This is a genomic window from Bacillus sp. SB49 (assembly GCF_000469135.2).
Lineage (GTDB): Bacteria > Bacillota > Bacilli > Bacillales > Halobacillaceae > Halobacillus.
Window position 1 is genome coordinate 2,579,549 of sequence record NZ_CP048117.1, and the last position, 23,904, is coordinate 2,603,452.

The 23,904-nt window shown below is 46.8% G+C and carries 19 protein-coding genes, 3 rRNA genes, 1 riboswitch and 1 other annotated feature; of the genes, 6 read left to right on the forward strand and 16 right to left on the reverse strand.

Translation table 11 applies throughout. The features are described from left to right. Both pepV and M662_RS13550 read right to left on the reverse strand, forming a co-directional pair. On the reverse strand, positions 1-1,380 hold the full coding sequence (gene pepV, locus M662_RS13545; RefSeq protein WP_051348848.1) for a dipeptidase PepV: 1,380 nt from the start codon (positions 1,378-1,380) through the stop codon (positions 1-3). Between the two features lie 2 nt (positions 1,381-1,382). Then, complete coding sequence (locus M662_RS13550; RefSeq protein WP_008635491.1) at positions 1,383-2,399, reverse strand: ion channel; 1,017 nt, start codon at positions 2,397-2,399, stop codon at positions 1,383-1,385. Positions 2,400-2,560: 161 nt separating this feature from the next. Here M662_RS13550 and M662_RS13555 point away from each other — a divergent pair, with 161 nt between their 5' ends. Then, positions 2,561-2,779: a DeoR family transcriptional regulator gene (locus M662_RS13555; RefSeq protein WP_008635493.1), complete on the forward strand. Its 219-nt coding sequence runs from the start codon at positions 2,561-2,563 to the stop codon at positions 2,777-2,779. 64 nt (positions 2,780-2,843) lie between these two features. Here the strand turns inward: M662_RS13555 and M662_RS13560 are convergent, their stop codons facing one another. Then, positions 2,844-3,566 (reverse strand): pseudouridine synthase, encoded by a 723-nt coding sequence (locus M662_RS13560; protein WP_008635495.1) that lies wholly within the window; start codon positions 3,564-3,566, stop codon positions 2,844-2,846. Positions 3,567-3,580: 14 nt separating this feature from the next. After that, positions 3,581-5,188 (reverse strand): putative polysaccharide biosynthesis protein, encoded by a 1,608-nt coding sequence (locus M662_RS13565; protein WP_008635502.1) that lies wholly within the window; start codon positions 5,186-5,188, stop codon positions 3,581-3,583. Between the two features lie 104 nt (positions 5,189-5,292). On the opposite strand from M662_RS13565, the gene M662_RS13570 reads away from it, so the two are divergent. Beyond that, on the forward strand, positions 5,293-6,555 hold the full coding sequence (locus M662_RS13570) for a BaiN/RdsA family NAD(P)/FAD-dependent oxidoreductase (RefSeq protein WP_008635503.1): 1,263 nt from the start codon (positions 5,293-5,295) through the stop codon (positions 6,553-6,555). Between the two features lie 325 nt (positions 6,556-6,880). Here the strand turns inward: M662_RS13570 and M662_RS13575 are convergent, their stop codons facing one another. The 7 genes from M662_RS13575 to leuS all read right to left on the reverse strand — a co-directional run bounded on the left by M662_RS13575 (position 6,881) and on the right by leuS (position 15,730). Beyond that, positions 6,881-7,150, reverse strand: coding sequence for a hypothetical protein (locus M662_RS13575; protein WP_008635505.1), 270 nt, complete (start codon positions 7,148-7,150; stop codon positions 6,881-6,883). 181 nt (positions 7,151-7,331) lie between these two features. Continuing rightward, positions 7,332-7,445, reverse strand: a 5S ribosomal RNA gene (rrf, locus tag M662_RS13580). Between the two features lie 86 nt (positions 7,446-7,531). Then, positions 7,532-10,450: ribosomal RNA gene (locus M662_RS13585) — 23S ribosomal RNA — on the reverse strand. Between the two features lie 182 nt (positions 10,451-10,632). Continuing rightward, positions 10,633-12,196 (reverse strand): 16S ribosomal RNA (locus M662_RS13590). Together the 16S, 23S and 5S rRNA genes form the textbook arrangement of a ribosomal RNA operon. Positions 12,197-12,514: 318 nt before the next feature. After that, positions 12,515-12,862, reverse strand: a complete 348-nt coding sequence (locus M662_RS13595) for a rhodanese-like domain-containing protein (protein ID WP_026578296.1) — start codon at positions 12,860-12,862, stop codon at positions 12,515-12,517. 19 nt (positions 12,863-12,881) lie between these two features. Further along, positions 12,882-13,193 carry a rhodanese-like domain-containing protein gene (locus tag M662_RS13600; RefSeq protein WP_026578295.1) on the reverse strand — a complete coding sequence of 104 codons (312 nt, stop codon included), beginning with the start codon at positions 13,191-13,193 and terminating at the stop codon, positions 12,882-12,884. A 122-nt stretch (positions 13,194-13,315) separates the two neighbouring features. Beyond that, a complete protein-coding gene (leuS, locus tag M662_RS13605) occupies positions 13,316-15,730 on the reverse strand; it encodes a leucine--tRNA ligase (protein ID WP_008637609.1) in 2,415 nt (804 codons plus the stop codon). A gap of 78 nt (positions 15,731-15,808) precedes the next feature. Further along, positions 15,809-16,028, reverse strand: a binding site (T-box leader). Positions 16,029-16,143: 115 nt separating this feature from the next. Between leuS and M662_RS19655 the strand changes: the two genes are divergently transcribed. Further along, complete coding sequence (locus M662_RS19655) at positions 16,144-16,275, forward strand: hypothetical protein (protein ID WP_255358524.1); 132 nt, start codon at positions 16,144-16,146, stop codon at positions 16,273-16,275. A gap of 81 nt (positions 16,276-16,356) precedes the next feature. Further along, complete coding sequence (locus M662_RS13610; RefSeq protein ID WP_026578294.1) at positions 16,357-16,929, forward strand: tRNA 5-(aminomethyl)-2-thiouridylate-methyltransferase MnmM; 573 nt, start codon at positions 16,357-16,359, stop codon at positions 16,927-16,929. Between the two features lie 21 nt (positions 16,930-16,950). Here the strand turns inward: M662_RS13610 and M662_RS13615 are convergent, their stop codons facing one another. Further along, positions 16,951-18,027, reverse strand: coding sequence for a tetraprenyl-beta-curcumene synthase family protein (locus tag M662_RS13615; protein WP_026578293.1), 1,077 nt, complete (start codon positions 18,025-18,027; stop codon positions 16,951-16,953). A gap of 16 nt (positions 18,028-18,043) precedes the next feature. Continuing rightward, on the reverse strand, positions 18,044-18,823 hold the full coding sequence (locus tag M662_RS13620; RefSeq protein ID WP_026578292.1) for an alpha/beta hydrolase: 780 nt from the start codon (positions 18,821-18,823) through the stop codon (positions 18,044-18,046). 60 nt (positions 18,824-18,883) lie between these two features. Between M662_RS13620 and M662_RS13625 the strand changes: the two genes are divergently transcribed. Then, positions 18,884-19,402 (forward strand): gamma carbonic anhydrase, encoded by a 519-nt coding sequence (locus tag M662_RS13625; protein ID WP_008637601.1) that lies wholly within the window; start codon positions 18,884-18,886, stop codon positions 19,400-19,402. A 37-nt stretch (positions 19,403-19,439) separates the two neighbouring features. Here M662_RS13625 and metK read toward each other — a convergent pair whose 3' ends face one another. Then, a complete protein-coding gene (gene metK, locus M662_RS13630; protein WP_008637600.1) occupies positions 19,440-20,636 on the reverse strand; it encodes a methionine adenosyltransferase in 1,197 nt (398 codons plus the stop codon). A 214-nt stretch (positions 20,637-20,850) separates the two neighbouring features. After that, a riboswitch (SAM riboswitch) is annotated at positions 20,851-20,965 on the reverse strand. Between the two features lie 317 nt (positions 20,966-21,282). On the opposite strand from metK, the gene pckA reads away from it, so the two are divergent. Next, positions 21,283-22,872: a phosphoenolpyruvate carboxykinase (ATP) gene (pckA, locus tag M662_RS13635; RefSeq protein ID WP_008637599.1), complete on the forward strand. Its 1,590-nt coding sequence runs from the start codon at positions 21,283-21,285 to the stop codon at positions 22,870-22,872. 47 nt (positions 22,873-22,919) lie between these two features. On the opposite strand, the gene ytkD is transcribed toward pckA, so the two are convergent. Both ytkD and M662_RS13645 read right to left on the reverse strand, forming a co-directional pair. Then, the gene (gene ytkD, locus M662_RS13640; RefSeq protein WP_008637598.1) at positions 22,920-23,387 is read right to left on the reverse strand and encodes an RNA deprotection pyrophosphohydrolase; all 468 of its coding nucleotides are present in this window, start codon (positions 23,385-23,387) and stop codon (positions 22,920-22,922) included. Between the two features lie 196 nt (positions 23,388-23,583). Then, positions 23,584-23,895, reverse strand: a complete 312-nt coding sequence (locus tag M662_RS13645; RefSeq protein ID WP_008637597.1) for a hypothetical protein — start codon at positions 23,893-23,895, stop codon at positions 23,584-23,586. Positions 23,896-23,904 lie beyond the last annotated feature (9 nt).

Here is a 23,904-nt window from a genome sequence, read left to right on the forward strand (position 1 = left end):
TTATTTCGTTAGCTCATACAGGCTTGCTGCGTATATTTCCATTGCCCTTACCATATCAGCAATTCGGACATGTTCATCTTTCTGATGGGCAGTATCCGGGCTGTCATGGAACATAGCACCAAACGCGACTGCTGACTCCATCGTACGTGCATAAGTAGCTCCGCCAATCGATTGCACAGACGCTTCTTCACCGGTCACCCGGTTATAAACGGAAAGCAGTGTCGTAACAAAGGGGTGATCCTTCTCCAGGTGAATAGCGGGAAGGTGATCATAAATACGCAATATCCCTTCGTGCCTCCGAGCAGCTTCTTCCAATTTCCCGACGATTTTCTCATAATTTCCTGTCACCGGGTACCTGAGATTGAATCCAACTTGACATGCTTGACTTTCCCATTGAATAGACCCCAGATTACTGGTCAAGGCACCGGAAGCTTCATCCGACTGGGACACTCCCAGTCCTTCTCCATTTGTTGCATGGAATGTGCTGTGCAGGTAGTCGATCAATTGACGTTGAATTTCCGGCAGCTCTTCCGTCTGCAGAAAAGCCAGGAGACGGATGATGGCATTATTCCCTGTTTCCGGTCTGCTGGCATGGGCAGCTTGTCCATAGAGGGTCAAATGTATATCGTCCCCGCCCTGCTCTACTTTCCCCTCCAACGTTTGATCTTCCAAATAACGCTGGAACCGATCGGCCACCTCTTTCTCTGCCTTTACGCGCACAACTGCGTCCTCAGGTACCATATTTAATCGGTCGCCTCCTGTCAAGGAGACTATTTTTACAGCAGCACTTGATTCTCCTTCATGCACCGGGATTGTCAAATAAGCATCAAGCAGCCCTTTCTCTGCGTGAATGACAGGAAAAGATGCATCCGGAGTAAAACCTGTTCCGGGCATCTCTTCTTTCTTGAAATAGTGGGTAATTCCCTGCCAATCCCTTTCTTCATCCGTACCGAGAATGAGCCGTATCCGCTTATTTGGTTCAAAGCCTTTATCCTTAAGCATCTTCATGGCGATATAGGCGGCCATGACGGGACCTTTGTCATCCTGGGCTCCCCTGGCGTACAGATTTCCGTCTTTCACTACAGGGTTGAACGGTTCTGTGGACCAGCCTTCTCCGGCAGGAACGACATCCAGATGACCTAATATTCCTATTAACTCTTCCCCGTGCCCGAACTCTATATGACCTGCCTGGCCATCTACTTGTTTTGTCGCAAAACCATCCTGCTCTGCAATTTCCAGCATTTTCTGAAGTGCATCGTTGATCGGTTTTCCATACGGATATTCTTCACTCTCTTCATAGACACTCGGAATCGCCAACAGTTGTTTGGCCTTTTCAATAAACTCCTGCTCGTACGTTTCGCTCCATAATTTGAAATCCATACTTATTCCCCTTTTGTAATGATGTGATTATATGTTTTTTTGTCGCAGACTACATAGAGTTCAGCATCTTCCGGCAGTTCCTGCTCCAGCTTACGGTTAATTGCCAGGTCGTTTCTATCTGCAATCAGGGTTGCCCCTTCATTAAGCAAAGCTTCAAATGCATCGCGGTACTTTTTCCAATTGGAACGGACAGGCACATGAAACAAATCTTCGCCTACAGACCTTCGGAGCAATTGTCCATATATACCCGTCACCCCTTTGCGAAAAGCTGAACGTACAGCGAGAGAAGAAATCATTTCGTTTGACACGATGAACTCATCGACGTCCGCGTGTTTGAAATTAGGGATGTGTTTTTCATCCATCACTTCCACAATGGTATGGACGTGGGTGGATATCGATTCGATGGAAGAAGCGATCAGGAGCGTCTTCCCGTCTGCGGTTTGCTTGTCAGCCTGTTCATCAGCAAAGACAATGACGGCTTTGGCATAAGGAACATTGGCTTTCTGCAGTGTTGCAAGATCCGAAGCGTCCCCTTTTATGTAATGAATGTTCTCCGCGAGAACAGGTGCTGCGTTCAGTTGATCAATGAGGACGATCTCACATATTTCATCCGTATCCAGCATCTCTTTGACGGCATATTTTGCTTTTGAAGACCAACCGATAATGACGAAATGTCCCTTTTCTTTATACACAATATTCCCCTCCAAACGTTTTTTTCTGAAAACAGCAAGGCCGTCGATTATTTTTCCAATAACAATACCGATAAGTCCAATTCCGATCACATATAATAGGATAGCGATAAGTCTACCCGCGACAGTCACCGGATAAAAGTCACCGTAACCTACTGTCGTCACCGTTGTCATTACCCACCAGAAACCATCAAATAATGTCGGAAAGGTATCACTTTCCACAAGAACGATTAGAATGGTAGATAAGATAATGAGCAGGGCACTCGCACCAAACAATATGTAATTATTAATATGAACCATTTTCCTAAAGAACTTTCTTAACAGATACATCAAGCTTTCCTCCTATCTTAAATGTTCTGTAAATCCTTGTGAACGAAAGGTTAAGAAACGATTTATCGCTGGAACATTCGCATTTATTGTTGTAAAATGTAAACAAGTTCAGAGATTCACTAGCACCACAAGTTCCATAAAAACGAATAAGGAGTGGTTTTTTGAATCAACCATCATCCCGCATGCTCAACCGTATCAAGGCTGTCTACCTTTACATTAGAGACAGAGGTACAGTTACGACAAATGAGTTAGCAGATGAGTTCGGTATAACCGATCGTACGATGCAAAGAGACCTGAGCGTTTTGGAATACAACGGATTAGTTTCTAGTCCTCACCGTGGAAAGTGGACAATCACTGAAAAGAGAGTTAAAATATCCTGAACATAAAATGACTATATAGATGACACCCGGAAACTGGTTTCCGGGTGTTTTTTTGAATTACTTATTAATTTTGCTTCGTAATGTTCTGCAGATAATGGATCTCTTCCTCTGTCAGCTCCCGGTACTCACCGAGCTCCAGTTCTTCATCGAGAGCAAGTTCCCCCATGCGTATCCGCTTCAAATAAGTCACTTTCTTACCAACGGATTCGAACATCCTTTTCACTTGATGGAATTTCCCCTCCGTAATCGTCAGTTCGATTTCAGAAGTTGGACCGGCTGTGATAATGTTCAACTCGCCGGGTTTCGTATGGTATCCATCATCAAGTAGAACACCTTGGGCGAACTTACGGACATCCTCATCCGTCACTTCCCCTTCTATCACGGCGAAGTACGTTTTCCCTACGTCTTTCTTCGGTGAAGTAAGACGGTGGTTCAAATGCCCATCGTTAGTGATGAGCAAGAGGCCTTCCGTGTCTTTATCCAGGCGACCTACAGGAAACGGATCGAATACTTGATCCTCCGGCTGGAGAATATCGATCACAGTCATATCATGAGCATCTTCCGTAGCCGATATAAGGTCCCCCGGCTTGTTCATCATCAAATAGATGAATTCCCGGTATTCCACAGGCTCTCCCATGACCGTCACCTGGTCTATATCAGGATCGACGTGTGCTTTCGGGCTTTTCTCGGGCTCCCCGTTCACGCGTACATTCGATCCTTTCAAAAGCGCCTTGACCTCTTTTCTCGTTCCGTATCCCATGTTCGCCAGCAATTTATCAATTCTCACGTAAAAACTCCTTCTTACCTGCGTTTTAGAAATTTATCAAGGAAGCGGACTCTGCCCCCAAGAATTCGTTCGAGCAATGTTGTTTTATAAGCCATCCACAAATATGCGATACCACCGATGCCTATACTGAAGAGTAAGACGATCATCGCATGCAGTCTGTTTTCCGTAGGATCAAGAAACAGACTGAACAGCCATTTCACAGCGATCACCACGAAAGCCATAAGCACTGTTAAAATCAGCACCAGCAGCGTCCGTTTAAACAGCTGACGAAAGTCGAATTCTATCGTCGTGAAAATACGCCAGAAGTTTAGAACGACAGCGGCAGCAACGCCGATGCCTGTTGCTACGATGGCACCTTTTGCGCCCATCAGCTGGATGAGCCACCAGTTTAAGGCGATTTTCAGCATAATGCCTGTTCCAAGACTGACGACCGCGAAATTCTGCTTATTAATTCCCTGCAGAATGGATGAAGTGACCGTGTAAAGTGCCAGGAACAGTCCAACAGGAGCATACCAGCGAAGCAAGTCTCCGCGATAGGTAACCTCATCAACGCCGTAAAATGTCCCGTATGCTTCCAATGCTACGACGGAAAGCCCGACAACAGCAGGGATGATCAACAAAGCGACGATCTGTAATGCCTGATTGATCTGATGATTTAACCGGTTCATTTCATTTTTAGTAAACGCCTGGGTGATGGCGGGCAAGAGAGCAAGGGACAAGCCAAGACCAAGCGTCACCGGAATCATGATCAGCTTATGACTAAGGAAGTTTATTATAGAGAATGCATTATTGTATGCTTCTCCAGAAGCCCGGATCGCCTTCTCCATCGTAAACTGGTCGACTAGCTGATAAAGTGGTGTCGCGATACCGACAAGAATAAACGGTCCCGCATAACTAAATAATTCTTTGAACATTTCTTTATTGGACAAGCCGCTTGTGTACTCCTGCGCTTCCAGCTGGCGGTCCAAATACGGCTTACGCTTCCTCCAGTAGAGATACAGCACAAGGCAGGACGCAAGACCACCAATGAATGCAGCGAAAGTAGCGAAGCCGACGGCTCTAGGCATCGGACCCTGCATCAGCTGCATAATAACAAAGACAGAGCCGAGCAGGAAGACAATCCGTACAATCTGCTCGACCACCTGTGATACGGCCGTCGGTGCCATGGATTCATATCCTTGGAAGAACCCTCTGGTAATACTCATCGGTGGAATGACTAACAGAGCAAAACTGACCATTTGAATGACCATAGTAGCCTGGCCAAGTCTCTCTGACTCTTCTCCGATGGTCCATACAGCGACTTGTTCAGCCGAGAAGAACAACATGAGGAAAGCCAGGACACCGGTAATGGACATAAGCGTCATTCCGGCTTTCAGCATTCTTCTTCCCGTTTCATAATCACCTAACGAATTGTATTTAGAAACAAATTTAGAAACGGCGACAGGAACGCCCATACTTGATAAACTAAGAAGGATACTGTAAGGGACATAAGCGATGGAAAACAAGTCGGTCCCTTCCGTACCTACCATATTTTCAAACGGGACGGTATAGATCATACCAAGAAACTTCGATAAGAATGTTCCTGCTGTCAACAAAATGGTACCTTTAAGAATCTTCGACATAATTACCTTTTCACCTTCAATTTTATTGTAGAATCGACCTCATCTATTTTATCATAGATAATGGACAAACAAGGAATGATTGAACAAAAGAAAGGAAGACATTCATGAGTTATCAAGTTACCGTCATCGGCGGAGGACCATCTGGGCTGATGGCGGCTATCGCTGCAGCTGAACAGGGTGTGAAAACACTTTTGATCGATAAGGGAAGAAAACTGGGCACGAAGCTTGCTATATCCGGAGGAGGACGCTGTAATGTTACGAACCGGCTTCCGGAAGAAGAAGTGATTAAGCATATTCCGGGAAATGGAAAATTCTTATACAGTCCTTTTTCCGTCTTTAACAATCACGATATCATCGATTTTTTTGAAGGCTTAGGAGTAGCATTAAAAGAAGAAGATCACGGACGGATGTTTCCTGTAAGTAATAAAGCCAAGGATGTCGTCCAGGCATTATTGAACAGATTGGACGAGTTGGGCGTGGAAGTACGTAAAGAAACACCTGTGGAGGCCATCCATTATGGGGAAGAATCTCATCAAGTTCTTTTGAAATCCAAAGAAAAGATTGAAACAAAGGGACTGATCCTTGCTGTAGGTGGAAAAGCTGTCCCGCATACCGGTTCCACAGGGGACGGATACGCATGGGCGAAGAAAGCCGGCCACACCATTACGACTCTGTTCCCGACCGAAGTCCCTTTACTATCCAAGGATGCTTTTATTAAATCAAAAACACTTCAAGGATTATCGCTAAGAGACCCGGCCGTCTCCGTTCTCAATAGCAAAGGAAAGAACATCGTTACTCACAAAATGGATATGCTCTTTACCCATTTCGGCATTTCCGGGCCGGCAGTTCTTAGGTGCTCCCAATATGTAGTCAAAGAATTAATGAAAGGGAACAAATCCGTTACGGTTGAAATTGACGCGCTCCCGGAAGAAAAAGAAGAACAAATCATTCAACAGCTTCAGAAGGAAACGAAAGATCAGGCAAAGAAAACCTTCCGAAATGTTGTAAAAGGGATGGTACCGGAGCGATTCCTTGATTATGTTATGGCTCAGGCGGACATCTCTCAAGAAGAAAAAGCCGCAAATATATCGAACCAGCAGCTTCGTTCCTTTGTCGGGTTGCTGAAGCATTTTCAAGTAAATGTTTATGATTCCCAGCCATTAGAGAAGGCATTTGTTACAGGTGGTGGAGTATCCATTAAAGAAATTGTCCCTAACACGATGCAGTCCAAACTTATGCATGGTTTGTATTTCTGCGGGGAAATCTTAGATATCCACGGCTATACAGGGGGATACAACATAACGTCTGCAATGGTTACAGGCCGTGTAGCGGGCATGCACGCCGCCTGGGAAGCAATGGGTTCATAAAAAATCGCGGAAAGGCACTATAAGCCTTTCCGCGATTTTCTTTGATTATATTCTTTTTCACGGCCTAATTCCTTATTGATAAGCTCCTGCATACCATCCCTGTCCTCTTTCTCAACCACAGGGTCACGTTCATCCCAATCTACTATATAGACGATATAGAATCTGCGTATTCTTCTGAAATATACCGTTGAGTTTGGAAATCGATCAAAGTAGCCGCGAACCATCTTTCTTCCGGAATAGCTCCATCTTACTAAATTGATAATTACCCCTCCGAACGTACATTCTCATCCAGAATTATACCGCGTTTCTGCGAGGTCATCAACCGTCACCAAATAAATACTAATCCCATGTATGCAAAAAGCACACCACTAACCAAATAGAGATACCCGTAAGCCTTTAATCGATCAAGCCTTGTTGTTACTCCAAATACACCAAGAATACACAACCAAATCGTTATAACAATAAATAGAAGGTGCTGCGATTCACTTATTGATTTTTGTTGTGAGAGAAGATAAAAACCGATGGGGATGAGAACCAATGCCCATAAATACTTCCAATTCCAATAGGTATTTCTTTTCCGCTCTAATTGTACCACTGGTCACACTCCCTGTTCTTCCATTATTTTTTCCTTTATTGTACCACATATATCCAACGTTTCTAGTCCATGCAGGATGGGAGGTTATCAATGACGGTAGAATGAAAGCATATTACAGGAATTATGAAAATAGCAAACAAAAAAAGTTTGCAACAGAAATACTGCTGCAAACTTTTAAGTGATGTGGCGACGTCCTACTCTCACGGGGATCTACCCGACTACCATCGGCGCTGAAGAGCTTAACTGCTGTGTTCGGCATGGGAACAGGTGTGACCTCTTCGCCTTCACCACCACATCAATATACTATTGAGGTGAACCCTCAAAACTGAATAAGGAAACATCTTTATCGAAAGAAACGTTTTTCACGCGATCTATGATCAGATAGATAAGTCATCGATCCATTAGTATCCGTCAGCTCCACGTGTCACCACGCTTCCACCTCGGACCTATCAACCTCATCGTCTCTGAGGGATCTTATTTGCTCGAAGGCAAAGGGAAATCTCATCTCAAGGGGGGCTTCATGCTTAGATGCTTTCAGCACTTATCCCGACCACACGTAGCTACCCAGCTATGCTCCTGGCGGAACAACTGGTACACCAGCGGTGTGTCCATCCCGGTCCTCTCGTACTAAGGACAGCTCCTTTCAAATTTCCAACGCCCACGACGGATAGGGACCGAACTGTCTCACGACGTTCTGAACCCAGCTCGCGTACCGCTTTAATGGGCGAACAGCCCAACCCTTGGGACCGACTACAGCCCCAGGATGCGATGAGCCGACATCGAGGTGCCAAACCTCCCCGTCGATGTGGACTCTTGGGGGAGATAAGCCTGTTATCCCCGGGGTAGCTTTTATCCGTTGAGCGACGGCCCTTCCATGCGGTACCGCCGGATCACTAAGCCCGACTTTCGTCCCTGCTCGACTTGTAGGTCTCGCAGTCAAGCTCCCTTGTGCCTTTACACTCTGCGAATGATTTCCAACCATTCTGAGGGAACCTTTGGGCGCCTCCGTTACTCTTTGGGAGGCGACCGCCCCAGTCAAACTGCCCACCTGACACTGTCTCCGGACCGGATCACGGTCCTGGGTTAGAATGTCCGTACAGCCAGGGTAGTATCCCACCAGCGCCTCCACCGAAGCTAGCGCTCCGGCTTCTAAGGCTCCTACCTATCCTGTACAAGCTGTACCAACATTCAATATCAGGCTACAGTAAAGCTCCACGGGGTCTTTCCGTCCTGTCGCGGGTAATGTGCATCTTCACACATAGTATAATTTCACCGGGTCTCTCGTTGAGACAGTGCCCAAGTCGTTGCACCTTTCGTGCGGGTCGGAACTTACCCGACAAGGAATTTCGCTACCTTAGGACCGTTATAGTTACGGCCGCCGTTTACTGGGGCTTCGGTTCAACGCTTCGCTTACGCTAACGCATCCCCTTAACCTTCCAGCACCGGGCAGGTGTCAGCCCCTATACTTCGCCTTACGGCTTCGCAGAGACCTGTGTTTTTGGTAAACAGTCGCTTGGGCCTTTTCACTGCGGCTCCTCGGCAGAGGAGCACCCCTTCTCCCGAAGTTACGGGGTCATTTTGCCGAGTTCCTTAACGAGAGTTCTCCCGCTCACCTTAGGATCCTCTCCTCGCCTACCTGTGTCGGTTTGCGGTACGGGCACCTCTTTCCTCACTAGAGGATTTTCTTGGCAGTGTGAACTCAGGAGCTTCGGTACTATAGTTCCCTCCCCATCACAGCTTGACGTTATGCCGGACGGATTTGCCTATCCGACCGTCTCACTGCTTGGACGTGCACATCCAATGGCACGCTCTCCTTATCCTCCTGCGTCCCCCCGTCGTTCAAACGGAAAGGAGGTGGTACAGGAATATCAACCTGTTGTCCATCGCCTACGCCTTTCGGCCTCGGCTTAGGTCCCGACTAACCCTGAGAGGACGAGCCTTCCTCAGGAAACCTTAGGCATTCGGTGAAAGAGATTCTCACTCTTTTTTCGCTACTCATACCGGCATTCTCACTTCTAAGCGCTCCACCAGTCCTTACGGTCTGACTTCACGGCCCTTAGAACGCTCTCCTACCATTGATCCTACGATCAATCCGCAGCTTCGGTGGTGTGTTTAGCCCCGGTACATTTTCGGCGCAGAGTCACTCGACCAGTGAGCTATTACGCACTCTTTAAATGATGGCTGCTTCTAAGCCAACATCCTGGTTGTCTAAGCAACTCCACATCCTTTTCCACTTAACACACACTTTGGGACCTTAGCTGGCGGTCTGGGCTGTTTCCCTCTCGACTATGAACCTTATCACCCACAGTCTGACTCCCAGAACAAAGTCTATGGCATTCGGAGTTTGACTGAATTCGGTAACCCGATAGGGGCCCCTCGTCCAATCAGTGCTCTACCTCCATGACTTTCTATTCTGAGGCTAGCCCTAAAGCTATTTCGGAGAGAACCAGCTATCTCCGTGTTCGATTGGCATTTCACCCCTACCCACACCTCATCCCCGCAATTTTCAACTTGCGTGGGTTCGGGCCTCCAGTCAGTGTTACCTGACCTTCACCCTGGACATGGGTAGATCACACGGTTTCGGGTCTACGACCGCATACTCACTCGCCCTATTCAGACTCGCTTTCGCTGCGGCTCCGCTTCTGCTGCTTAACCTTGCATACGGTCGTAACTCGCCGGTTCATTCTACAAAAGGCACGCCATCACCCATTAACGGGCTCTGACTACTTGTAGGCACACGGTTTCAGGATCTCTTTCACTCCCCTTCCGGGGTGCTTTTCACCTTTCCCTCACGGTACTGGTTCACTATCGGTCACTAGGGAGTATTTAGCCTTGGGAGATGGTCCTCCCGGATTCCGACGGAATTTCACGTGTTCCGCCGTACTCAGGATACACTCCGGAGGGAGAAAGGTTTCGACTACAGGGCTGTTACCTGCTCTGGCTGATCGTTCCAGATCGATTCATCTACCTTCCTCCTTGGTAACTCCAAAGGAGTGTCCTACAACCCCAAGAGGCAAGCCTCTTGGTTTGGGCTGATTCCGTTTCGCTCGCCGCTACTTGGGAAATCGCATTTGCTTTCTCTTCCTCCGGGTACTTAGATGTTTCAGTTCCCCGGGTCTGCCTTCTTATACCTATGTATTCAGCATAAGATCCTGCTCCATTACGAACAGTGGGTTTCCCCATTCGGAAATCTCCGGGTCAAAGCCTACTTACGGCTCGCCGGAGCATATCGGTGTTAGTCCCGTCCTTCATCGGCTCCTAGTACCAAGGCATCCACCGTGCGCCCTTATTCACTTAACTATCGTCGTGAAAAGACGTTTGTTTAAAACTTTCGATGTTTGATGTCTTGTCATCAATCGTTTCATCGTTAGATGATACGATGATTCCTTATCCAGTTTTCAAGGTTCACGTAGTTCAGAGAAATCTTTCGATCTCTCAAAACTGAACAACCAACCAAGTACGCTTCCGTTCTAAATCCTTAGAAAGGAGGTGATCCAGCCGCACCTTCCGATACGGCTACCTTGTTACGACTTCACCCCAATCATTGGTCCCACCTTCGGCGGCTGGCTCCAAAAGGTTACCTCACCGACTTCGGGTGTTACCAACTCTCGTGGTGTGACGGGCGGTGTGTACAAGGCCCGGGAACGTATTCACCGCGGCATGCTGATCCGCGATTACTAGCGATTCCGGCTTCATGCAGGCGAGTTGCAGCCTGCAATCCGAACTGAGAATGGTTTTATGGGATTTGCTACACCTCGCGGCTTCGCTGCCCTTTGTACCATCCATTGTAGCACGTGTGTAGCCCAGGTCATAAGGGGCATGATGATTTGACGTCATCCCCGCCTTCCTCCGGTTTGTCACCGGCAGTCACCTTAGAGTGCCCAACTGAATGCTGGCAACTAAGATCAGGGGTTGCGCTCGTTGCGGGACTTAACCCAACATCTCACGACACGAGCTGACGACAACCATGCACCACCTGTCACTTGGTCCCCGAAGGGAAATCCCTATCTCTAGGGAGGTCCAAGGATGTCAAGACCTGGTAAGGTTCTTCGCGTTGCTTCGAATTAAACCACATGCTCCACCGCTTGTGCGGGCCCCCGTCAATTCCTTTGAGTTTCAGCCTTGCGGCCGTACTCCCCAGGCGGAGTGCTTAATGCGTTAACTTCAGCACTAAGGGGTGGAAGCCCCCTAACACCTAGCACTCATCGTTTACGGCGTGGACTACCAGGGTATCTAATCCTGTTTGCTACCCACGCTTTCGCACCTCAGCGTCAGAAACAGACCAGAGAGTCGCCTTCGCCACTGGTGTTCCTCCACATATCTACGCATTTCACCGCTACACGTGGAATTCCACTCTCCTCTTCTGTCCTCAAGTTCCCCAGTTTCCAATGACCCTCCACGGTTGAGCCGTGGGCTTTCACATCAGACTTAAGGAACCGCCTGCGCGCGCTTTACGCCCAATAATTCCGGACAACGCTTGCCCCCTACGTATTACCGCGGCTGCTGGCACGTAGTTAGCCGGGGCTTCCTCGTTAGGTACCGTCAAGGTACCGCTCTATTCGCACGGTACTTGTTCTTCCCTAACAACAGAACTTTACGATCCGAAGACCTTCATCGTTCACGCGGCGTTGCTCCGTCAGACTTTCGTCCATTGCGGAAGATTCCCTACTGCTGCCTCCCGTAGGAGTCTGGGCCGTGTCTCAGTCCCAGTGTGGCCGATCACCCTCTCAGGTCGGCTACGCATCGTCGCCTTGGTGAGCCGTTACCTCACCAACTAGCTAATGCGCCGCGGGCCCATCTGTAAGTGATAGCGAGAAGCCATCTTTCAACTTTCCTTCATGCGAAAGAAAGTATTACCCGGTATTAGCCCCGGTTTCCCGGAGTTATCCCGATCTTACAGGCAGGTTGCCCACGTGTTACTCACCCGTCCGCCGCTCGTTCCACGAGCGTCACCCCGAAGGGATCAGCTCGCTTCCCGCGCTCGACTTGCATGTATTAGGCACGCCGCCAGCGTTCGTCCTGAGCCAGGATCAAACTCTCCATAAAAGTGTTTGACTTGCTCATTTTGCACACCGAATGTGCTTGTTTGAATTCTATCTATATAATAGAAAGAATGTTTGACGTACTGGTTGGTTCGTTCAGTTTTCAAAGATCGATGTCTGCCGTATTCGACAGTAAACAAATTCTAGCATGTCCCCCGATGTTTCGTCAATAGGTTTGACAGAAAATGTTTAAATATTCTTTAAATCTAGAATTTTGTTGCTGTTTAAATGAGCAACGCACTCAATACTACACTCCTCACAAAACAAAGTCAATAGTTTTTTAAAAATATTAATCAACTCAACAGAAATAGAGAAAGGCCCACTAAAAAGTAGACCTTTCCTTAGAATTCACATAGTAAACATCCGTGTTTTTGTTCTTACGAATCATTTTCGCTGCAAGTTTCGCCGCTCTTTTATCATCCGTGACGACCAGAATATCATCCTGACAGTCGAAGCGATCTTTAAGTACACGCGGAAGATAACTGAGGGGGATGTTCTCAGCTCCGGGATATGGGGATCGATATGCACTGATATAATCCCTGATATCGATAATGCAGAATTCGAGTTCCGGATCACCGTGCTCCCGGTATGGTTTAACGATGGATCGCTTATAAACCTGATATCCGTACCATAAAAGTAAAAACAGGACAAAACCATATAAAATTGTCATTAGCGGTTACCCTTTCCTGTTAAAAGACAAGCTCTCCACTCCATTCCAACATGCCGCCTTTCATGTTCTTAACATTGGTGAATCCTTTCTCTTGCATGAATTCTGCTGCATTCATGCTGCGACGACCGGAGCGGCAGATCATTACGTATTCCTGATTCTTGGAAAGTCCATCAATTGCTTGCGGAATGTCACCCAACCGGATGTGCTTGGCATCAGGCACCATTCCTTCTGCGACTTCTTCGTCTTCCCGGACATCTATAGCGATAAAATCATCATTTCGTTTTTGCTTGTTTTCTAATTCTTCTGGAGTAATTTCTTCAATATGTTTCATTTATATTCCTCCTCATCGATAGGTTGCAGCTTTATTCTAAATCATCCCAATTCAAAGTCAAGATATCTGTTTTCAAAAGAAAAGATGCCCCGGGAAATTCCGGGACATCCATAAATCACACATTAATTCGCAACGATATTGACAAGCTTTCCAGGGACAGCAATTACTTTTCTAACCGTTTTCCCTTCCAGCCATTGTTGTACTTCTTCGTTCTCCAAAGCCTCTTTCTCAAGCTCTTCTTTAGAAGCTTCCGGGTTTACCATCATTTTCGCACGGACTTTACCCATTACTTGAATAACAACCTCGACTTCGTCTTCTACCAGCTTGGATTCATCAAAATCCGGCCACGGTTGGTAGCTGATTGTTTCCGTGTGACCCAGTTTTTCCCACAGCTCTTCCGCCAAGTGTGGGGCGACAGGAGACAGAAGCTTCACAAAACCTTCCATATAACTCTTAGGCAGCACATCCGCTTTGTAGCTGTCGTTAATGTAGACCATCATTTGAGATATTCCTGTATTGAAGCGGAGCGCCTCAAAGTTTTCCGTCACTTTCATAACCGTCTCATGATAGGATTTCTCAAGAGCATCATTCGCGGCTCCTTCTTGAATGGCATCGGATAAGGACCCATCCTTCACATAAAGTCTCCAGACACGATCAAGGAAACGACGCGCTCCATCCAGACCATTTGCGGACCACGCAATGGAAGCTTCCAGTGGACCCATGAACATTTCATAAAGTCTCAACGTGTCTGCACCGTGAGAATAAACGATATCATCCGGATTGACGACATTTCCTTTTGATTTACTCATTTTCTCATTATTCTCGCCAAGGATCATTCCTTGGTTGAATAGTTTCTGGAACGGTTCTTTTGTAGGTACCACCCCTGCGTCGTAAAGGACTTTATGCCAGAAGCGGGCGTACAACAAGTGAAGAACCGCGTGTTCTGCCCCTCCGATATACACATCGACCGGAAGCCATTTCTTCAGGGCTTCATAGTCTGCGAAGCTCTCGCTGTTGTCCGGATCGATATAACGCAGGTAGTACCAGCAGCTGCCTGCCCACTGAGGCATGGTATTTGTTTCACGGCGCCCTTTCATACCTGTTTCCGGATCGACGACATTCACCCAGTCCTCAATATTCGCAAGAGGAGATTCTCCGGTTCCAGACGGTTTGATTTCTTTTGTTTTCGGAAGACGTACAGGAAGGTCTTCTTCTTTCGCAGGCGTGATGGATCCGTCTTCCCAGTGGATGACAGGGATCGGTTCTCCCCAGTAGCGCTGGCGGCTGAACAACCAGTCACGCAGACGATAAGTCGTCTGTTTCTTTCCTTTTCCGTTCTCTTCCAGCCATTGGATGGCTTTGGTCATTGCTGCTTCTTTATCAAGTCCGTCCAAGAAACCGGAGTTAATATGTGCTCCATCACCTGTATAAGCTTCTTCCTCAACGTCTCCACCTTCCAATACAGGGATGATGGATAAGTCGAACTTCTTGGCGAATTCATAGTCTCTCTCGTCATGTGCCGGAACGGCCATAATAGCGCCGCTGCCATAGCTCATCAATACGTAGTCCGCCACCCATATCGGAAGCTTTTCTCCGTTAATCGGATTTACGGCATACCCTCCGGTAAACACGCCGGACTTGTCCTTAGCTAAATCCGTACGCTCCAGGTCGCTTTTGTTCTTGGAAGTTTCTACATATTGATTCACTGCATCCTGTTGCTCAACAGTCACAACTTTCTGTACCAACGGGTGTTCTGGAGCAAGCACTGTATAAGTTGCACCGAAGAGCGTATCGGGTCTTGTCGTGAATACGTTGAAGGACTCATCCGTTCCATCCACTTCAAAAGTGACTTCTGCTCCTTCTGACTTTCCGATCCAGTTCCTCTGCATATCTTTGATACTTTCCGGCCAATCCAGTTCTTCCAAGTCTTCCAACAGACGATCGGCATAGGCAGTAATCTTCAACATCCACTGTTTCATCGGACGTCGCTCGACAGGGTGTCCTCCCCGCTCACTCTTTCCATCAATGACTTCTTCATTCGCAAGGACCGTTCCAAGTGCCGGACACCAGTTGACAGCCACTTCGTCGATATAAGCGAGGCCCTTCTCATAAAGTTTTAGAAAAATCCATTGTGTCCATTTATAATAGTCAGGATCGGTCGTGTTTACTTCACGGTCCCAATCATAGGAAAAGCCAAGTTCCTGAATCTGTCGACGGAAGTTATCGATATTCTGCTTTGTAAACTCTTCTGGATCATTCCCTGTATCCAGAGCATACTGCTCTGCCGGAAGCCCGAAAGCATCCCAGCCGATTGGATGCAGCACTTCATACCCCTGCATTCGCTTCATCCGGGAAAGAATATCCGTTGCCGTGTACCCCTCCGGGTGCCCAACGTGCAGGCCAGCACCTGATGGATATGGGAACATATCCAAAGCGTAGAATTTTTCTTTCTGTGAGTTACTGTCTGTCTTGAACGTCTTGTTATCAAGCCAGTATTGCTGCCATTTCTTCTCGATTGTCTTATGATTAAAAGCCATTTTCCATTCCCTCCATGATCTCTGTCAGAGTAAAGCGGCCTTAAAGGCCTGTATAAATACAAAAAACCTCTCATCCCAATATGGGACGAGAGGTTTGATTCCCGCGGTACCACCCAAATTAACACGCAGACACGTGTTCATCTCGATCGCTGATAACGGTGCTTCCACCGGCAGAAACTACTCAGGTTCACTCCTGCAACATCCAAGGCGAGTTCGTGATGACCAAGGACGACTTCCAGCACCCGCCGCCTCTCTAAAACTTGGTAAAATCACTACTACTCCTCTTCCCAGTCTTTATACGTATATTCGTATCTTAATGAATGGCAGGTTCTTTGTCAAGCAGGCCTCCCCTTTCGACTGGACCCGCATCACATAAGGGTGTTAGGATAAGTGAAAATAAAGGAGGGATTAACATGAAGAAACTCATCAAAAAAGCAGTCGACTATGCAAAGAATAATCCCGAAAAAACAAAGCACTATGCAAAGAAGGCCTACGACACGATTCAAAAGAAGAAATCTAAAAGCAGAACAGAACGCCCCCGCTAGTATTGGCGGGGTCTCTCTTGCACACGGCCGGCTTCATGCTACAATATACAGCGGACATTATTAACGGACGGAGGACTAGCAATGAACTTAGAAAGAATCATCCCTTATTCACACATGCTTATGAAGCAATTTATAGAAGAAGGGGATGTGGTCATAGACGGGACTTGCGGGAATGGTCATGATACCTTATTCCTCACTAACTTAGTCGGAGATACAGGGCATGTATATGGGTTTGATATCCAGAAAGTGGCTGTGGAGAACACGACAGAACGCCTCAAAGAGGCAGGAAATGAGAACAGAGCGACAATCCTTCACGAATCCCACTCCCAAGTGAAAACTTCCATCAGCAGAGAGCACAAAAAACGTGTGCAGGCAGCCATTTATAACCTTGGCTACTTACCGGGAAGTGACAAAACAGTCATTACAAAACCGGAGGAAACATTAGCTTCCGTTCAAGAGACCTTGTCTATATTAAAACCCGGTGGATTATTAGTACTGGTGGTATACCACGGGCATGAAGGCGGAGAAGAAGAGAAAGACGCTCTTTTAGAATACCTCACCGCTCTCGATTCCAAAGAATACCACGTGCTCCATTACGGCTTCATCAATCAGAAACGTAAACCACCTTTTATATTAGCTGTAGAAAAGCATTAATACAAAAAACGGCCTGGACGATTACAACTCACGTCCAGGCTTTAATTTGTGATACATTTTGGTATTCAGGTAAAAGAACGTCGCTTTCTTTCCACTCGCCTTCAAGAGTTCTTTAACAAAGCTCTTCGCATTGGCAATACGCCCGACTTTTCGATCGGCCAAATACATTCCAACAAGCCCTTCATGAACCATCTCATGGAAAGCGGCGTTTGGTAACCGTTGAATCTCTTCGTTCGTTCTCTCGACGAAATACTTGAACCTCGCCCGCATCTCCTCTTCGTGCTCATAATAGGAACAAAAATTCAAATCCCCTTCCTCTTCATCCTCCTCCTGATCAATATAGTAATCAAGGAGAATGTGAAGCCCCTGCATGAATGGGAAATAGCTTCTTGTCACCTGCTCTGCTAAAGAAGGGTCAATTCTTCCACCAAGAGTATAAGAGACAAGGCAGAAAATACCAAGGGTAGAGCCCGTACATGCCGAAAATTCATACCATTTCAGTTGCGGCCAGTCCTTCTGGTGATCTTCAAACCATTGCTGTAACCTTGGAATACGTTCCTCTTCCACCACATGTTTATGTACTTGAAGATCGCTGTAAAGGGAACCAAGATTCCGAGTATGCTCCAGGACTATGTCATAGCCTTCCGCATTCCGAAGTACGTCCTGACAAGTTTTCACAAGGAGATGGAGGTAACCGGCGTCGTCTGATTCCTCACGATATTTATAGTAGTCTTGTCTTTCATTCCCTGGCGTCAGCGCATCCGCCATCGCCTGATGGAGCATGCGGAAATCTTTCGGATCCATCGATGTACTTCTGTCACATAAGTTATCAAGATAATCACTAATGGTTTGATAGGCTACGATAAAACGAACCGCTTCGTCCCTTCTCTCCCCTGCAAGCACCGCATAAATCGCCCCGCCTTCACAATGGAACGTTTTGCTTTCAATGCTGGCAAGTGCCTGAATCCTTAATTCCGGATCTGGTATTTGACGCGCCCGATCAATCCAAACGTTCAATTCTCTATGAACGGAAGGAAAGATATTTTTGTACACGTGGTACATGAGATGCAGGGCGTTACTCGGTACATTTGCTTTCATATGTTTCCCTCCCTGTCTATTTCTTGAGTTGCTGTTGTAAAAATCCAAGTGTATAAAGGTACACATCTTCCCACTCCGGCTCATTGAATAGTTCATGGTATAATTCCGGCCATTCTTTGTATGTTTTTTCTTTAGCATCCACTATATGAAACCATTCTGCCGTTTTTTCCGCCACTACCAGTTCGTCACGTCCCGCCTGCAAGACAAGAAGAGGTACATCCGGAAACTGGTTGACGTCCCGGAAAGCCAGACGGGAAGCACGTTGAAACTCCCGGTACCAACGCACAGAGACTTTCTTAAGGACAAGTGGATCTTTACGAAACTGTTCGACTTTCACGGTATCCCTTGTAATCAATGAAGGGTCTTGGTTGGCATCCATACGTAAAGAGGGTGCTATGATATTCAATAGGTAGGACAACCATTCCACAGGCGCACTTACACTGCCTTTAATAGCCAATGCAGGAGACGAGAGGATGATACCATCCATTTTCTGTTGCAGCTGTTCCATTACCCGCACCGTTACAAGACCACCCATACTATGACCGAGCAGAAATATTTTTTTATCGGGATCCGCTTCCCCGATCCAGCCCTCTACTGTCTTTATGTACTCCTCAAAGGAATGGATATGACCTTTCCTTCCGGGTGAATTTCCCTGGCCAGGCAGATCGCCGTATATAACATCGAAACCATCTTTATGAAGACGATCCGCCAACCGCTCATATCTTCCACCATGTTCAAATGCTCCGTGGACGATAATGATAGTGCCGTCTGATGCTGGAGATTGCTTTTTATTCACAGTCTATCCCCCGTTCCATCTGCTATACTATCCTTAACTAATATTATAAGGGGGTTTACTATGATTTGCGAATATAAAGGAAAGCGCCCGTCTATACACCCGACGGCTTACATCGCTGATGATGCCGTTATTACAGGAGATGTTTTTATCGATGAAGGAGCAAGCATCTGGTTTAAAACCGTCATCCGCGGGGATGTAGCTCCGGTACATATCGGCAGGAATACAAATGTACAGGATCTCAGTATGCTTCATCAAAGCCCGGGTCAACCACTGATCCTTGAAGATGGCGTGACGGTCGGTCATCAAGTGACCCTGCATTCCGCACACATTAAGAAAAACGCGCTGATCGGTATGGGATCCCTCATACTCGATGGAGCGATAATTGGAGAAGAAGCTTTCATCGGCGCCGGCAGTCTCGTCCCGCCGGGAAAAGTTATCCCTCCAAGGACGCTCGCTTTCGGCCGGCCCGCGAAAGTAGTCCGGGAACTGAACGAGCATGACTATCAAGAGTTGGAAAGGATAAGAACCACTTACATAGAGAAAGGAAACTATTATAAACAGCAGCAAGAAAAAGATTAAAAACAAAAAAGTACCCTTGCGGGTACTTTTTTTGTCCTTAATTGAAACGAGATTTTAATTGTTCTGCTTTGTCCGTCCGCTCCCAAGGGAACTCAATATCCGTGCGGCCGAAATGACCATAAGCAGCCGTATCACGGTAGATAGGTCGACGCAGATCCAGCATCTTGATAATACCGGCAGGGCGCAGATCGAACAGATCACGCACAGCTTCTACCAGCTTCTCTTCCGATACTTTTCCAGTACCATTCGAGTTGATGGCAATGGAAACCGGCTGCGCTACACCTATTGCATACGCAAGCTGCACTTCCACAGCGTCCGCAAGTCCGGCAGCTACGATGTTCTTCGCAACATAGCGGGCTGCATAAGCAGCAGAGCGGTCCACTTTCGTCGCGTCTTTCCCGCTGAAAGCACCTCCGCCGTGACGGGCATATCCGCCATACGTATCCACAATGATTTTTCTTCCCGTCAAGCCGGCATCCCCTTGAGGACCGCCGATAACGAAACGACCTGTCGGATTGATGAAGTATTTCGTCTGCTCATCAATGAGCTCCGCCGGTACAACAGGACCGATCACATGGTCGCGCAGATCTTTCTTAATCTGCTCCAATGTAATTTCTTCCGCGTGCTGTGTAGAAATGACAATGGTATCTACGCGGACAGGTTTATCCAGCTCATCGTACTCGATGGTCACTTGTGTCTTCCCGTCCGGGCGCAGGTAATCCAGCGTGCCGTCTTTACGGACATCCGAAAGACGCTTGGAAAGTTTATGTGCCAGTGAAATAGGAAGAGGCATTAGTTCTTTCGTTTCATTATTAGCAAAACCGAACATTAAGCCCTGATCTCCAGCTCCGATCGCTTCAATCTCATCGTCGCTCATCTTGCCCTCGCGGGATTCCAATGCTTCATCCACTCCGCCTGCAATATCAGGGGACTGCTCATCGATGGCAGTCAGAACGGCACACGTATCCGCATCGAAGCCGTATTTGGCTCGAGTATATCCAATATCTTTAATTGTTTGACGAACGATGGATGGGATGTCTACATAAGTATTTGTACTGATCTCTCCTGAGACGAGCACAAGTCCCGTGGTCACTGTTGTCTCACATGCAACCCGAGCATTCGGGTCATTTTTTAAAATTTCGTCTAAAATGGCATCAGAAATCTGGTCACATATTTTATCGGGGTGACCTTCTGTAACTGACTCTGATGTGAATAACCGGCGATTGGCAGGCATTCTGAAAAACTCCTCCTTCTGTAAGTACAAAGTATTAGACGGAACTCTTTACCAGTATGTGCAGAAACGAAAAAACGTTTCCTTCGTTCATGCTTCATCCACAACCATTAGAGCTTTATATAGGAATCTATACCGGATGACCTCCGGCTCGGATATTTCTCCATAAAAAGAAAAAACCCTTCCTAATGTCGAGGAAAGGGGCTGCTTCCTTTCGCTCTTATCGTCCAAGAAGGAATTCGTTCCTTCCTGCTTCAGGTTAGCACCATGCCATTCTCATGACGGTTGCTGGGTTTCAAAGGGCCTGTCCCTCCACCAACTCTGGATAAGAGAGTTTCCGTTCTTCGTTATCGTATCGAAAACCATGTAACATGTCAATCAGATTCCACCCGTATCCCCGACCAGGTACGGTTTTTACGGATCCTTACAAAACCAAGGACCCGCCACCTTTTCTTTCCATTTATAAACGTTCACACCGGAAAAAACATAAGATAGAAATAAACCATCCGGATTTTAACAAGAAGCCAATATTTGTTCACAAAATATTGGAAACAATTTCACCAAATAGTATGGACTATAAAAATGAATGTGTTATACTAATTCCATCTTAAGGATGATTAAATTATTTGACAAAGGCGGGTCGACTTATATGAGTACCATTAACCAAATGTCTGAACTTAACCTATTACTAGCTCAAGAAAATGTCCATCACCAACTTTCCGTTCCGCACTTGGTGGAGAAGATCCTCTCTCGCAACGAAGGCACATTAACAGAAAAAGGTGCAATTCAAGCGACTACTGGTACTTACACCGGCAGATCACCAAAAGACAAATTCATCGTCAAAGACGACACGTCCGAACAAAAAGTGGATTGGGGGACGATCAATACGCCGATTGACGAGAGTACTTTCGTTCAGCTTTACCACAAAGTTCTTACGTATTTAAAGAAGCGGGAAGAACTCTTTGTTTTCAAAGGGTTTGCCGGCGCAGAAACACGGTATCGTCTTCCCATCCAAGTCGTGACAGAGTTTGCGTGGCACAATCTTTTCGCTAAACAGATGTTCATTCGTCCAAATACGGAAGAGGTGGCAGATCATGAAGCGGAATTCACGGTTATATCCGCTCCGACCTTCAAGGCTGATCCTGAAGTGGACGGGACAAATTCAGAAGCGTTCATCATGATTTCCTTCAAACACCGTATCGTCTTAATTGGCGGAACCGAGTATGCCGGGGAAATCAAAAAATCGATTTTCTCCGTCATGAACTATATTCTTCCGGAGAAAAACATCCTGCCGATGCACTGTTCAGCGAACGTTGGTAAAGAAGGCGATGTCGCTCTTTTCTTCGGGTTATCCGGAACGGGCAAGACTACCCTTTCTGCAGATCCTTCCCGCCGTTTGATCGGGGATGACGAGCATGCGTGGTCGAACTACGGCGTCTTCAATATTGAAGGCGGTTGCTACGCCAAGTGTATCAACCTTTCTAAAGAAAAGGAACCACAAATTTACGATGCGATTCATTTTGGATCGGTTCTGGAGAATGTCATACTAAGCGCAGACTCACATGAACCGGATTATGACGACACAAGTTTGACAGAAAACACTCGTGCGGCTTATCCGCTTGAACATATATCCAACACTGTACAGCCCAGTGTAGCTGGTCATCCAAATGCGATCATTTTCTTGACCGCTGATGCTACAGGCGTTCTCCCTCCGATCAGTAAGTTGACGAAGGAACAGGCAATGTACCACTTCCTGAGCGGATATACCAGCAAACTCGCAGGTACAGAAAGGGGAATTACAGAACCGCAGGCGACATTCTCCGCCTGCTTCGGCTCTCCATTCCTTCCCTTGGCTCCATCTAAGTATGCAGAAATGCTTGGCGAGAAAATTGATCAATTCCAGACCGACGTCTATCTAGTGAATACAGGATGGTCCGGAGGGTCTTACGGGGAAGGACAGCGGATCAAGTTAAGCTACACAAGAGCTATGATTCACGCTGCGTTGGAAGGAGAATTAAGCTCAGCGGAGACGTATAAAGATCCTTTCTTCGGTTTACACGTTCCCACCCACTGCCCTGGTGTCCCTGATGAGGTATTGTCACCTCGTAAGACATGGACAGATAAAGAGGCCTACGACCTGAGCGCTAAAGCGCTTGCCGAAAAGTTCCATAAGAACTTTGAGAAATTCACTTATGCGAGCGAAGCAATTAGGAAAGCAGGACCTTCCTATCATAGCTGAACATCATAAAATATCCCCCACGTGGTCACGTGGGGGATATTTATTCTTCAGATATGACGCTGAATACGTTTCATGCATTCCGGAAGGACTTCATCCTTCATCATAAAGCTGAAGCGCTCATTCACTCTCATGTTCTTTGGGAGATGTCGGAATAAGACAGGGCCGTGTGTTTCAAAATAGTGTTCCTGATCGGCCAGTTCAGATATGACGGCATAATATACGTTCTTTATGACCGTGCCACCTTTACCATCCACATGGTATTGACCGATATACGTCAACTCTTTAATTCTCGCACCTGTCTCTTCCTGAACTTCCCGCACAGCTGCCTGATCTGCTGTTTCGCCCTCTTCGACTTTTCCTCCGGGAAATTCGAACCCTCGATCCTTATGTCTCGTCAAAAGCCATTGGTCCTTATAACGGCAAATGACCCAAACATGCTTCGGAGTTGCAGAGAACGGATGATCCTCAAATGATAGTCGAACAGGGTTCTGGTAAAAATCATAAAATGTTTTCATGTTTGCTCCACTGCCTTTAATCCTAGTTATACGTTCTTGATGGTACCTGTATAAATCGTACCATAAGGATGTATAAATACAAACCGGTGCGTTTCGATACTCTGCTGCTATTTGTATTATTCCTTTTGAAATCCTCCTCTAAACAAAGGATTTCATACAAAAAAGCCGCTCCAGTCTAACGGAGGGGCTTTTTCCATCAAAGATCCAACACGCCCATCTGGACGATGTGATCTTTCGTTTGATCATCACCTAGTTCATGAATGCGCTGGAAAGCCTTCTTCATGTCCACATCCGTCTCATCATTATCCTCATCTTTATGGTAAGGCATGAATGGGATATGCGCTCGATAGAAGGACCGATTGTCCGCATTATTGATTTCATCGAAAATTTCACGAAGGCCGATCACTTCTTCCTCTGTCGCGTAAATGATAAAATCATCGTTGTTCGCATCATGATTCAGGGAGATTTCCCTTGTCCCAATATTGATATAATACTTGTTTCTGTCCATCCTTCGCCC

Coding starts and splice junctions, on each gene's coding strand:
- M662_RS13565 (WP_008635502.1), bottom strand. CDS start 5,188: ATGTCGAAGATTCTTAAAGGTACCATTTTGTTGACAGCAGGAACATTC.
- M662_RS13625 (WP_008637601.1), top strand. CDS start 18,884: ATGATTTGCGAATATAAAGGAAAGCGCCCGTCTATACACCCGACGGCT.
- M662_RS13610 (WP_026578294.1), top strand. CDS start 16,357: ATGAACTTAGAAAGAATCATCCCTTATTCACACATGCTTATGAAGCAA.
- M662_RS13645 (WP_008637597.1), bottom strand. CDS start 23,895: ATGGACAGAAACAAGTATTATATCAATATTGGGACAAGGGAAATCTCC.
- leuS (WP_008637609.1), bottom strand. CDS start 15,730: ATGGCTTTTAATCATAAGACAATCGAGAAGAAATGGCAGCAATACTGG.
- M662_RS13550 (WP_008635491.1), bottom strand. CDS start 2,399: ATGTATCTGTTAAGAAAGTTCTTTAGGAAAATGGTTCATATTAATAAT.
- M662_RS13600 (WP_026578295.1), bottom strand. CDS start 13,193: ATGAAACATATTGAAGAAATTACTCCAGAAGAATTAGAAAACAAGCAA.
- M662_RS19655 (WP_255358524.1), top strand. CDS start 16,144: ATGAAGAAACTCATCAAAAAAGCAGTCGACTATGCAAAGAATAATCCC.
- metK (WP_008637600.1), bottom strand. CDS start 20,636: ATGCCTGCCAATCGCCGGTTATTCACATCAGAGTCAGTTACAGAAGGT.
- pepV (WP_051348848.1), bottom strand. CDS start 1,380: ATGGATTTCAAATTATGGAGCGAAACGTACGAGCAGGAGTTTATTGAA.
- ytkD (WP_008637598.1), bottom strand. CDS start 23,387: ATGAAAACATTTTATGATTTTTACCAGAACCCTGTTCGACTATCATTT.
- M662_RS13595 (WP_026578296.1), bottom strand. CDS start 12,862: ATGACAATTTTATATGGTTTTGTCCTGTTTTTACTTTTATGGTACGGA.
- M662_RS13615 (WP_026578293.1), bottom strand. CDS start 18,027: ATGAAAGCAAATGTACCGAGTAACGCCCTGCATCTCATGTACCACGTG.
- M662_RS13570 (WP_008635503.1), top strand. CDS start 5,293: ATGAGTTATCAAGTTACCGTCATCGGCGGAGGACCATCTGGGCTGATG.
- pckA (WP_008637599.1), top strand. CDS start 21,283: ATGAGTACCATTAACCAAATGTCTGAACTTAACCTATTACTAGCTCAA.